Below are 11,716 nucleotides of genomic sequence, written 5' to 3' on the forward strand. Positions count from 1 at the left end.
TTGTAAGTCTCCATGTTTATATAGAGTCATTTACGACTCTTGATATTAGCATGAGCCCTGCTCCCCGGCGTCCAATGCGACGCGGGCCAGCTGGGTCCGATTTTTGAGTCCGAATTTGGATAGCATCGTGTTGACGTGTTTTTTCACCGCTGCCTCGCTGATGTATAGTGCAGAGGCGATTTCCGCATTGGTAAGGCCGGTGGCAATCAGCCCAATGACGTCCTTCTCCCTACTAGTAAGTTCGCTGAGCTGATGCAACTTATCGGCCAAAGATTGCCGCGTTTCCTCATTCGGTATCCCTGTTCCCGTTATCCGTCTTATATATGCCATCAGCCCCCCTTGTCTTGTATCCAGCCAATAGGTCTGGGCAGGCTGCGGCATGCCGTAGTCATGATGCTCCGCTTCAGGAACCCGTTCAAACCCCAAGCCCTCGAAAGCGTGATCATAATATGCCAGCGGCGGTACCGATGCGGCAATCAGATTGCCGGCCAGCACATATTCGAACAAATGGCTGACAATGTCCGAGCGGAGCTGCTCATTCTCCAGACTTTCCGCGTCCGCGCATAACAGGTACCATGCTTTGCCTTCGTCTGCGGCAATCGACAGCTCCTTCTGGCGATTGGGCGCCGGAGAATGAAACAAGGCCCTCGTTACCGGCGAGGCTGCAAGGTAGCTCCAAGTCCTTGCGGAGATCGCGACCATGGCCAATACGCCGGCTACCTCGCCCGCATCGTTGCGAAGCAGCTCGATTCTCCTGTCTTCATCCGGGAGCGAACCGACACTTGCCCAATCTATGGCCGACAGCCGCAGGAGGCTCTCCTCCGGAGTGAAGGCGAATCGGTATATCGCTTGCTCTTCGGGGCTGGAGCAGATGACATTCCAGGCGCGCGGGCTGCTCTTCCTTCTTGCGATGTAGGCTTCCAGCTCCGGCTGGTTGGCTGAGCTGAGCGGCTCGCGATAACTGGGGGAGGAGGAGTGCCGATAATGGGCGCGAATGACCGGGGTTCCGCTTATATGGAGCAGCTCGGTCAGCTCTCTCATTATATTTTTTCCTCGGGCCAAGCCCTCCTCTATTTTGCGCACCACGAGCTGCGCTGCTTCCTTGAGATAGCGTTCATGCAGCTCCGGCATCCGTTCCCTGAACATCCGTCGCAGGCTCTCCCACACAATCTCGTGCAGCTGCCAGCCGTGCGCCGTGCGTCCGACGAAAGAAAGCTTGATCAGTCTGTCGAATAGGGCGGGGCTGACCTGGGAGCCGAGCAGCTCCTCCAGCAGCTCATGCTGGAATGTTCGAACCGCGGACGCGGCGAATAAGAGACGGCGAAGCTCGTCATCCGGCACCTCTTGGAGCCAGCGTTCCAGCAGAGCCTCCATCGCCTCCCCGTCGACTAGGCCTAGGCAGTCCAGATTCATCGCTTTTCCTGCCTCCAAGGCTAGCAGGGATACCGCAAGCGGATGTCCCAGCGTCCGCAGCCAGACCGCATCAGCCGCGAGTTCACTGCTCACCCCCAATTGCCGCAAGTAGGCCTGAATATCCTCGTAGGATAGGTCTGCGAGGGGCATACGGACGATCATCCTGTTCCAGCCGGGAGTAAATCGCCAAGGTCCCTCAAGCGAATAACGGCCCGCGATCACAATGAGCATATTTGAAGGGAGGTTAGGAAGGTATTGAGTGCGCAGCCAGTAGTCCAGCGCCCCCGCCTCCTCATATTCATCAATGAGCAGCACGATTCGTTTGTGTTCGGCTGTTTCGTGGAGGAAGGATACGCTCCCGTCATTCCCGCACGCATCGCCCCGCGCCGCCGTAGACGCCTCACCTTCCAATCCCTTAAGTACCGTCTGCTCGAATGACCGGATGTCGCTGCCCAGCTCTCTCATGCGGACCCATACCGGTAAAGCGTTATGTTCGCCGGCCATTTCCGCGAAACGGTGAAGGAGATAGGTCTTGCCCATGCCTGCCGTCCCGGATAGATGGAGAATACGCTCGGTCTGATGCGGAAGGTTCTCCAGGTACCGGCGAAAGACGGCAAGCTCGAATTCGCGGCCGACAAAGTGGTCAGCCATGAGTCGATTCCAGTGCTGGCCGATCGTCTGCGGCATGTTCATCCTCTCCGTTCAAGCATTTTTATCTAAAAGTATACCCTGACGGTAATCGAATGGGTAGCCTCTTTTCTCCTGCTCTGGTGTACGCTCAGAAAGAGCATTTCAAATAAGGAGGCAGACTATTATGAGTTTCGCGACGGAACGAACCGCTTCTTCTAAAGATAGCCGCAAATGGCTTTCGGGCTCCGAAATATTGCTGCGCGCTTTGCTTGACGAAGGTGTGGATTGCGTATTCGGCTACCCGGGCGGCGCGGTGCTGTATATTTACGATGCGATGCATGACAACCCGGACTTCCATCACTTGCTGGCGCGCCATGAGCAAGGGGCGATTCATGCCGCGGACGGCTATGCCCGGTCAACCGGCAGAACGGGGGTCGTCTTGGCGACCTCCGGACCGGGTGCCGCCAATTTGGTGACGGGTATCGCGACGGCTTATATGGATTCGGTGCCGCTAGTCGTCATTACGGGAAATGTGTCATCTGATCTGATCGGCACCGACTCGTTCCAGGAGGTGGATATCGTGGGCATCTCCCAGCCGATTACGAAGCACAGCTTTTTTGTTCGGAGGGCAACTGATCTGGCTCGTATTGTCCGGGAAGCCTTCTATATCGCTGGAACGGGTCGCAAAGGGCCGGTGCTGATCGATATTCCGAAGGATGTCAGCGCAGAGAAGGCGATATATGAAAGGCCTGAACGGGTCCATATTCCCGGCTACTCGGAAGCGCTCGAGGCTTCGCGGGTGCCGGACGAAGGGAAGCTGGACGAGCTGATCTCGGCTATTCACCAAAGCGAACGACCGCTTCTTCTGGCGGGGGCGGGCGTCATCCATGCGGAGGCAAGCGAAGAGCTGCGCGCATTCATTGACCGTACGGGAATTCCGGTGACGACTACATTGCTGGGATTAGGCGCGGTACCAGCCGATCATGACTTATGGTTGGGAATGCCTGGTATGCATGGAACCTACGCGGCGAATCAGGCCTTGATCCAGTGCGATCTGCTGATTTCTGTCGGGGCGCGGTTCGACGATCGAGTTACGATGCGGCTGGATAGCTTTGCCCCTCTTGCGAGGATCGCCCATGTGGACATCGATGCAGCCGAAATCGGCAAGCTGGTCCCCACCTCTATTCCTATTCAGGGGGATGCCTGCGAGACACTGGGACTGCTGAACCGAAGGCTTCCGCGCGAGTGCCAGAGGAAGACACTGTGGATTGATTATTTGCGCAGCCTGAAATTGGGATACCGCCTCAGCTACAAGCCGTCCGAGAATGAGCTGAAGCCGCAATACGTCATCGAGATGCTGTCGCGAACGACTGACGGCGGAGCGATCGTGACGACGGACGTTGGACAGCATCAGATGTGGACGGCTCAGTATTACCGGTTCCGCCGGCCCCGTTCGCTCATTACTTCCGGAGGGCTGGGAACGATGGGCTTCGGATTCCCGTCGGCGATCGGGGCGCAGCTGGGCAATCCGGAGCGAATCGTCATATCCGTGAACGGGGATGGAGGCATGCAGATGTGTGCCCAGGAGCTCGCAATCTGCGCGATCCACAATATTCCGGTCAAAATCGTGGTCATCAACAACCGTACGCTTGGGATGATCCGGCAATGGCAGGAGCTCATCTATGAAGGGCGGTACAGTCATATCGACTTGTCCGGAAGTCCGGACTTCGTGAAGCTGGCCGAAGCGTACGGCGTGAAAGGATTGCGAGCCTCCTCTCCCAAGGAGGCGGAGCAGGTGTGGCAGGAGGCCTTGGAGACGCCCGGGCCGGTTCTGATCGATTTTGTCGTATCGCAAGACGAGCTGGTCTATCCGATGGTACCGCAAGGGCAAGGCCTGCAGGATATAAGGCTGGGCCCGGATATAGGAGGCGAAGCGAATGAGTAATCGGATCTTATTGTCGGCTACGGTGAACGATACGCCCGGCGTGCTTCAAAGGGTGGCGGGTCTGTTCTCGAGGCGAAGCTACAACATCGAGAGCATTACGGTCGGCCCTTGCGAGCGGGAAGGGCGCTCCCGAATGATCGTAGCCGCTCGGGGAGACGAGGCGCTGGTCCGGCAAATGTGCAGTCAATTAAACAAATTAGTTGACGTGCTGGACGTCGTTCGACTACAGGAGCGATCATTTGTCAGCAGGGACTTGATGCTGGTAAAGCTCCGTATGGATCCGTCCAAACGGTCGGAGCTGCAGAGCCTTACCGACACGTTCCGCTGCTCCGTTATCGATGTGAGTCCCGAGGCGGTCATTCTACAGGTCGTGGGCGATAAGGACAAGAACGACGCCTTCCTTCAGCTGCTAAGACCGTATGGTATTCTGGAGATGACGCGAACGGGAGAAACGGCGATGAGCAGAGGATTGGTTCATGGGGGGTAAACGGCAGCCGGGCGTTCCGTTAATCTGGAGCTCATCTTGCGAATAACAAGCCTGCGGAAATATGACATAAGATGACGTATTAGAAGTCTATACTGAAGGGAGATGAACGAAAGGAGCAACGAACAATGACGCGAAAAGTGATGATGGATTTGGCGGTTGCCTCGGCCAGGTGGAGTCCATGAGCGTCCATGGCGATATTGTCATTGAGGGAGCGCGCGAAAATAATCTGAAAAACGTTAACGTGCGCATCCCCAAGCGGAAGATCACGATCTTCACCGGCGTATCGGGCTCGGGCAAATCTTCCCTGGTCTTCGACACCATCAGCGCCGAAGCTCAGCGGCAGCTGAACGAGACGTTCTCAGCCTTTATCCGAAACCGATTGCCGCGGTTCAATCAGCCGGATGCCGACCGCATCGACAATTTGTCCACGGCGGTCGTGATTGATCAGAAGAGGCTCGGCGGCAACTCCCGTTCTACGGTCGGTACAGTTACGGATATTTATTCCGTGCTTCGGCTGCTGTTCTCTCGAATCGGTACGCCTTATGCAGGCAATTCAAATGTTTTCTCATTTAACGACCCGGCCGGCATGTGTCCGGAATGCTCCGGAGTCGGACAGGTCGTTCGGTTCGACGTGGATAAGCTGCTTGACGCGTCAAAGTCGCTGAACGAAGGCGCTGTCCTATTCCCCGTATTCAAGGTGGGGAGCTGGTACTTGAACACATATACGCATTCCGGCTTGTTCGACAACGACAAGCGGCTCGCCGACTACACTCCAGAAGAATGGGAGACCCTCCTTCATGGGAAAGCAAGCAAGATCGTCTACCACACCAAAGGCGGCGATATTGAATCGGATTACGAGGGACTGCTGCCCAAGCTCACCCGCCTGTACTTGAAGCGGGACAGCAGCGAAATGTCGGATGCGAAGCGGGAAACCCTTGATTTGTTCCTATCCTACACCGAATGCCAGCTATGCGGGGGAAGCCGCCTGAATCAAGCAGCCTTGGCCTGCCGGATTAACGGTTACAATATTGCGGAGTGCGCAGCGATGGAGATTGGCGAGCTTATTGGCGTGATGGAAGCCATTCAGGAGCCCCTCGCCGGCCCAATGATCGAGGGGATTCTGATTCGCCTGAAGCATCTGGTCTCCATCGGTCTGGACTATCTGAGTCTGGACAGGCAGACCGCAACCTTGTCGGGCGGGGAGTCGCAGCGCATCAAGATGGTCCGACATTTGAGCAGCAGCCTGACCGACATGATCTATATTTTCGACGAACCGAGCGTCGGGCTGCCTCCGCGTGACGTCCATCTTCTGAACGGCATGCTGCGCCGGCTCCGGGACAAAGGCAACACTGTGCTCGTCGTCGAGCACGACCGCGAAGTCATGGAGATCGCCGATCATATCGTCGATGTCGGACCCCATGCGGGAGCCCGCGGAGGAGAAATTGTATACGAAGGCGATTTTACGGGCTTGCTGAACGCGGATACGTTGACGGGCCGTTATTTGAAGCATAGTCTCCCGCTTAAAACCTCGGTCAGAGCGCCCAAGGGCTGGATGACGGTAGCCGGCGCAAGGCTTCATAATCTGAAGAACGTGACGGTCGATATACCCGTTGGCGTGCTGACCGTGGTAACAGGAGTGGCTGGCTCCGGGAAGAGCACGCTGATTAACGGCGCCTTTCTGTCGTCGCACCCGGAAGCGATCGTCATTGACCAGTCGGCCGTGGGCACGTCCATCCGCTCCAATCCGGCGACCTACACGGGAATGATGGATGAGATTCGAAGGCAGTTCGCCGCCGCGAACAAGGTGAGCGCCTCGCTGTTCAGCTTCAACTCCAAAGGAGCCTGTCCGGGCTGCCAGGGGATCGGGACGATCTACACGGATCTGGCATTTCTCGAGCCTATAAGAACGACTTGCGAAATATGCGGGGGCAGGCGGTTCAACGAAGAAGTGCTGGCGTACAAGCTGAACGGAAAATCGATCAGTGACGTTCTTGCCATGACGGTGCGGGAAGCTTCGGAGTTCTTCGTCAAAAAAGAGCTGCTCCGTCAATTGCGGACGCTGGAGGATGTGGGTCTCGGTTACATGACGCTGGGTCAGCCGCTGAGCACCTTGTCGGGCGGTGAATGCCAGCGCATCAAGCTCGCCGGGGAGCTTCACAAGGAGGGCAGCCTCTATGTCATGGACGAGCCGACGACAGGACTTCATATGTCCGATATCTCGCGCCTGCTGGACATTATGAACCGGCTGGTCGACGGGGGCAATACGGTGGTCGTCATCGAGCATAACCTGGATGTGATCAAAAGCGCGGACTGGATCATCGATATGGGACCCGAAGGCGGCCACCGAGGCGGCCGCGTCGTGTTTGAAGGCCCTCCCGCCTTGCTTGCCGCTGCCCAGCATTCGATGACAGGAGCGTACTTACGCCAAACGGAGAACGGCCAGGAATCGTCCCACTGATTGTTGCCTTTCATAGACGCTAATGATATGAAGTCGCCGATGCTATCGGCGGCTTCTTTGCGTATAGGACCGGCAAGAGGAGCGACGGGGGTGCTGCGCTGCTCAAACGACATTTTCGCCTTTTTACATAGACGCTATTAGCCGCTTCACCGAAGGAATGAGCTCACGGAGCGGTGCGAAAGCAGATTTTTCATCATATTGACACAGGGCTGCAACAGACGAATGCGGGTGACAGATTCCATTCTAAGCAAAAAAAGTTTAAAATATTGTATTGACTGCTGCGTTACGTGTTATTTTAAAAGAAAGGCGCGAACGCCAGCGATTGGAAGTTCAATAATCGGGGGTAAGATCGGGGACCGTACACATGATGTTGCGATGCGTGCGCTAATTCCAGGTCGCATGGCGAAATTTTCGTTGGCCGCCGGGTCCCCTTGTCCTGGCAACAACGGTAGCGGAAGAGGACGATCAGCACACAAGAGGAGAGGTTCACATGACGAATAAGAACAAGAAAAAGGCCTTTGACTTCAGCAGCAGCAACCCGTTCGAGAAGGAAGCCCGCCAGCGGTGGGGCGACAAGAAGGTAGACGAATCGAACGCCAAGGTGGATTCGATGCTGAGGAAGGGGCAGCTTTGGAATTTCGAGGACGAGCTTAATTACCTCTACCAGAGACTGGCCGATATGCGCCATGAGGATCCCAAATCGCCTAAGGCCCAAGCGGCAATCGGCCAGTGGTATACATTGCTTCAACGCGTGAACACGTATTCGATGGAAGCCTTCAAGGGACTCGGCGAAATGTACGTCAACGACCCGCGCTTCCGCAATAATATCGACGAGTTCGGTGAAGGGCTTGCGGTCTTTATGCGAGACGCGATGGCGCACTTCGCCGACAACGCGAAGTCTTAATGGTCGCATAGCGCACCTTCGCTCCTGCACAGCCAGGCTGCCTCTCATCAGGCAGCTTTTCTTTTTGCGGATGCCCCGCCGGCACCATCAATCCTCAAGCATCCAGCTGTCCTCGGGCTGTCCCAGCGCTTTAAGCGCCAGCAGGACAGAGCCGACGACAGGCTCGTGCCGAGGCGGCTCTACCACATAACGTTTGTTGCGGCCTGCAGCGAGCTGGTCGATCAAGGCTCGTTGGACGTAGGGGCTGGCAAGCACGCTGCCGATGAGCGCGACACGCACCTCGTCCTCTTGGAAGGCTGTGGCGACAAGCTCGATGCCGACCTTCAGCTGATGAATGGCGCGGTCCAGGACGAAGGCTGCGATGCCGCTGCCTCGGAGTGCTTGCTCAGTCACGATGGGGGCGAATTGTCCGACATGCCTGTCCCGCTCTCTGCGATCAGCCTGGAAGCCCTTCCTCGCGTATTCGGCCAGCGCCTCTATGCTGTCGACCTGGAAGTGGCGCAGCATGTCCGAGACCAGCTGCTCATCCGTCGCATCGCGATTGCCGGCAATCGCTTCGTATACAGCCTCATATGCGATAAAGCGGGCTGCAGAAGGGGCGTAGTGGTGAAAAGCGTAGTTGCTGAGGTGCTGGCCGTTCTCAGTGATGCCCCAAATATTAGAGCCTGTCCCGGATATCGCTACAATCCCGGGCTTTGCCTGCAGCGCGCCCGCATGGGCGGACACTGCGTCGTTCACATGCTGCCGGGGACAGGCCAGGCCGGGTATATTCGTCAGCTCTGTCACCCAGGCCAAGTCCTCCGGCGTATCGTAACCGGCTATGCCCGCTGTCACATACCGCACGTCATCCAGACTCCGCCCAGCCGACGTTAAAGCGTCGAGCACGGCTTGCCGCACGTTGTGCACGGCATTCCTATCCTTGTGCAGCGACGACGCTCCGCCCTCCACATAAGCCAGCCTTGTGCCGCGAAGATCTGCTACAAGGACGCGGGTATGCGTTCCGCCTCCATCAATACCTATGACAACCGATGACTCCATAGCTCAGTGCCCTCCTGATCGGGTAGAAGTTGACTTTAACCAACACGAATAGGATTATCATACTAGAAGCGCAGAGACTTGCAAATGTAAATATAAAGACGGAGGAATGATGGATGGGTATTGCGTTAATCGTGCTTGCTATTATGATGATGATTGCGATTGCGGTGCCTCTTGTGCAGCGCCTCGCGCCGGCTTTCGGGGGACGCGTTACGGCAGCCCAGAGGAGAAGCTATGAGAAGCTCCCGCATTACCAAGCCAACCGGTTTCAATACCCTGTACCGACTCGAATGACGACGAATGCCAAGGACATGTTCCCCGTCGCGTGGGAATTTCTGAGAGGCAGTCCCAGCCGCCAGCCCAAGGGGGCGTACCCTATGGTGGAGCTGGATAGCCGAAGCTTGGAGCAGCCGGATAAGCCAAGAGTGGTCTGGTTCGGGCATTCCGCCGCTCTTCTTCAGACGGATGGGCTGACCATTCTGTTCGACCCCATGTTCGGGACAGCGCCGTCGCCGTTCCCGATGGTTGGAGGCAAGCGCTACGGAGGAAGGCTGCCGCTCAGGCTGGAGGATATACCGAGCATCGACTACGTATTCATTACACACGATCATTATGATCATCTCGATTACAGCTCCATCAAGCGGCTGAAGGACAAGGTTAGCCATTTCCTTGTCCCGCTTGGCGTAGCTAATCATCTGAAGCGCTGGGGTGTAGAGGAGAAGCGGATCACAGAGCTCGACTGGTGGCAGGAGCTGGAGCTGGGGAGCTTGAAGATCGCTTGCGCGCCATCCCGACATTTCTCCGGGCGGGGCACTGGGGACCGCGACAGCACCTTATGGTGCTCCTGGGTCATCCATAGCCGCGAGACCAGGCTGTTCTTCTCCGGCGACAGCGGGTATGGTCCGCATTTCAAGGAGATAGGGGACCAATACGGTCCCTTCGACCTGACGATGATGGAATGCGGGCAATACGATGAACGATGGTCCGCTATCCACATGCTGCCGGAGCAGACCGTTCAAGCGCATGAGGATGTGCGGGGTGATGTGCTGATCCCCATTCATTGGGGCGGGTTCACTTTGGCGCTGCATGACTGGACCGATCCGCCTGAGCGGGTCGTGAAGGAGGCCGAGCGGCGCGGAGTGCGCATGGCAACCCCGCGGGTCGGGGAGAGTGTGACGATTGGCTCGGAGGCGTATCCCCAGTCCAGGTGGTGGCGCGACGTCTAGCTCGTAGACTGAGCGCTGGCAGGGATTTTTTTTGTACAACTTAACGAAAGTTAATAGGCGATTGCAAGCTGAGGCGGTAGAATAGCGAAAAAGCAAGCTTTAACGAGGAGGTGAGACGATGTACCCGGCAAAACCAACCTTCGAGAAAAACACCAACGGCAGCAAACTAGGCAAAATTGTTCTCGACGCCGCCAAAGCGAATGAGCAGATTAGAATGTCTGCTGCAGCCAAGGCCTAATAGCTGCTGAAGGAGAAAGGGACCGCCGTTGCATACAGCAGCGGCGGTCCCTTTCTGTCGTGTTCAGGCGTCGAATGACCTCCCTGTCCGTACTGGCTTAATAAACCAGCAGGCCCATCGCGCGTTTCGCGGCGTCGAGCGTCTTGTGCGCTTCCTCGGACGCTTTGCGAGCGCCTTCCTTCAAGATGCGGTCGAGCTCGTCGGAGCCGATGAGCGCCTCGTATTTCTCTTGTAGAGGAGCCAGCTTGGCAATGACAACCTCCGCCAGCTCCTTCTTGAACGCGCCGTAGCCTTGGCCCTCAAAGCGCCGCTCGACCTCCGCGATGGTGACGTCGCCGAAGACGGAATAGATCTCCATCAGGTTGCTGACAGCCGGCTTCGCCTCCCAGTCATAGCGTACAGCCATATCAGAGTCTGTGACAGCGCGGGAGAATTTCTTGCGGATGACGGCCGGCGTGTCGAGCAGGAGCACGTAGCTGCTTGTGTTGGGATTGCTTTTGCTCATCTTGCTGGAGGGATCGTCCAGACCCATCACCCGCGCGCCTACCTCCTGAATGACGGGCTCCGGAACCGTGAACGTCTGGCCGAAGCGGTTGTTGAAGCGGTTCGCGATATCGCGCGTCAGCTCCAGATGCTGCTTCTGATCCTCGCCGACAGGCACATGCGTCGCCTGGTAGAGCAGAATATCCGCCGCCATCAGCGCGGGATACGTGAACAGAGCTGTGCTGACGGCATCCTTGCCCTCAGACTTGTCCTTGAATTGTGTCATGCGGCTCATCTCGCCGAAATAAGCCTGCGTCTCCATCAACCAGCCGAGCTCGGCATGCGCGGGAACTTGCGACTGCAGGAAGATGGTGCTTTTGTCCGGATCGCAGCCTGCCGCGATGTAGAGGGCGGCTATCTGGCGGGAGCGCTCGCGCAGCTCCTTGGGATCCTGCGGCACCGTAATCGCGTGCAGATCGGGAATGAAGAAGAAGCCGTCGTATTCATTCTGATACATGACGAACTGTCGCAGCGCTCCCACGTACCCGCCGATGTTCAGATCGCCGCTGGGTTTAATGCCGGATAAAATTCTTTTTGCCATAGTGAATGCCTCTCTTCTCTCGTGTCATGTAGAATGAGCCTCTCCAAGGGACTGACGGCCAACAAAAAAAACGCCTCGCCCCCTGCAACAGGGACGAAGCGCAGCTCCGCGGTACCACCCGAATTCGGCCAAAGGGCCGCACTCTGCCATGAACGGAGCAATCAGGCGCGTGTCAGCGGCCGCTTGCTTGCTTTCGATCATGCCTCCCCTGGATAACGGTGGGAGCTTCCGTCGAAGCCTACTGCCCGGGCGGGGGTTCGGTTCGAAGCGATGGGATCCATTCGCCAAGGGTTCAT

At 57.0% G+C, this 11,716-nt stretch carries 8 protein-coding genes; 5 read left to right on the top strand and 3 right to left on the bottom strand.

What is annotated here, in order from left to right:
• Nucleotides 1-45: 45 nt before the first annotated feature.
• Nucleotides 46-2,100: a LuxR C-terminal-related transcriptional regulator gene (locus AB1S56_RS02570; RefSeq protein WP_340870129.1), complete on the bottom strand. Its 2,055-nt coding sequence runs from the start codon at nucleotides 2,098-2,100 to the stop codon at nucleotides 46-48.
• A gap of 127 nt (nucleotides 2,101-2,227) precedes the next feature.
• Between AB1S56_RS02570 and ilvB the strand changes: the two genes are divergently transcribed.
• The 4 genes from ilvB (at nucleotide 2,228) to AB1S56_RS02590 (ending at nucleotide 7,837) form a co-directional block, all read left to right on the top strand.
• Nucleotides 2,228-3,988 (top strand): biosynthetic-type acetolactate synthase large subunit, encoded by a 1,761-nt coding sequence (ilvB, locus tag AB1S56_RS02575; protein WP_340870128.1) that lies wholly within the window; start codon nucleotides 2,228-2,230, stop codon nucleotides 3,986-3,988.
• Nucleotides 3,981-4,475, top strand: a complete 495-nt coding sequence (gene ilvN / locus AB1S56_RS02580; protein WP_340870127.1) for an acetolactate synthase small subunit — start codon at nucleotides 3,981-3,983, stop codon at nucleotides 4,473-4,475. Before ilvB ends, ilvN begins: the two co-directional genes overlap by 8 nt.
• 178 nt (nucleotides 4,476-4,653) lie before the next feature.
• Nucleotides 4,654-6,933, top strand: coding sequence for an excinuclease ABC subunit UvrA (locus AB1S56_RS02585; RefSeq protein ID WP_340870126.1), 2,280 nt, complete (start codon nucleotides 4,654-4,656; stop codon nucleotides 6,931-6,933).
• Nucleotides 6,934-7,423: 490 nt separating this feature from the next.
• A complete protein-coding gene (locus AB1S56_RS02590) occupies nucleotides 7,424-7,837 on the top strand; it encodes a TipAS antibiotic-recognition domain-containing protein (protein ID WP_340870125.1) in 414 nt (137 codons plus the stop codon).
• An 87-nt stretch (nucleotides 7,838-7,924) separates the two neighbouring features.
• Here the strand turns inward: AB1S56_RS02590 and AB1S56_RS02595 are convergent, their stop codons facing one another.
• Nucleotides 7,925-8,875 carry a BadF/BadG/BcrA/BcrD ATPase family protein gene (locus AB1S56_RS02595; protein WP_340870124.1) on the bottom strand — a complete coding sequence of 317 codons (951 nt, stop codon included), beginning with the start codon at nucleotides 8,873-8,875 and terminating at the stop codon, nucleotides 7,925-7,927.
• A 113-nt stretch (nucleotides 8,876-8,988) separates the two neighbouring features.
• Here AB1S56_RS02595 and AB1S56_RS02600 point away from each other — a divergent pair, with 113 nt between their 5' ends.
• Nucleotides 8,989-10,098 carry an MBL fold metallo-hydrolase gene (locus AB1S56_RS02600; protein ID WP_340870123.1) on the top strand — a complete coding sequence of 370 codons (1,110 nt, stop codon included), beginning with the start codon at nucleotides 8,989-8,991 and terminating at the stop codon, nucleotides 10,096-10,098.
• Between the two features lie 335 nt (nucleotides 10,099-10,433).
• On the opposite strand, the gene trpS is transcribed toward AB1S56_RS02600, so the two are convergent.
• Complete coding sequence (gene trpS, locus AB1S56_RS02605) at nucleotides 10,434-11,420, bottom strand: tryptophan--tRNA ligase (protein WP_340870121.1); 987 nt, start codon at nucleotides 11,418-11,420, stop codon at nucleotides 10,434-10,436.
• Between the last annotated feature and the right edge of the window lie 296 nt (nucleotides 11,421-11,716).

It is taken from the genome of Paenibacillus sp. PL2-23, from assembly GCF_040834005.1.
In the GTDB taxonomy this organism is placed as follows: Bacteria; Bacillota; Bacilli; order Paenibacillales; family Paenibacillaceae; genus Pristimantibacillus.

Bases quoted from the DNA above. Each gene is read 5' to 3' on its own strand.
- AB1S56_RS02570 (WP_340870129.1), bottom strand. From the start codon at position 2,100: ATGCCGCAGACGATCGGCCAGCACTGGAATCGACTCATGGCTGACCAC.
- ilvB (WP_340870128.1), top strand. From the start codon at position 2,228: ATGAGTTTCGCGACGGAACGAACCGCTTCTTCTAAAGATAGCCGCAAA.
- ilvN (WP_340870127.1), top strand. From the start codon at position 3,981: ATGAGTAATCGGATCTTATTGTCGGCTACGGTGAACGATACGCCCGGC.
- AB1S56_RS02585 (WP_340870126.1), top strand. From the start codon at position 4,654: ATGAGCGTCCATGGCGATATTGTCATTGAGGGAGCGCGCGAAAATAAT.
- AB1S56_RS02590 (WP_340870125.1), top strand. From the start codon at position 7,424: ATGACGAATAAGAACAAGAAAAAGGCCTTTGACTTCAGCAGCAGCAAC.
- AB1S56_RS02595 (WP_340870124.1), bottom strand. From the start codon at position 8,875: ATGGAGTCATCGGTTGTCATAGGTATTGATGGAGGCGGAACGCATACC.
- AB1S56_RS02600 (WP_340870123.1), top strand. From the start codon at position 8,989: ATGGGTATTGCGTTAATCGTGCTTGCTATTATGATGATGATTGCGATT.
- trpS (WP_340870121.1), bottom strand. From the start codon at position 11,420: ATGGCAAAAAGAATTTTATCCGGCATTAAACCCAGCGGCGATCTGAAC.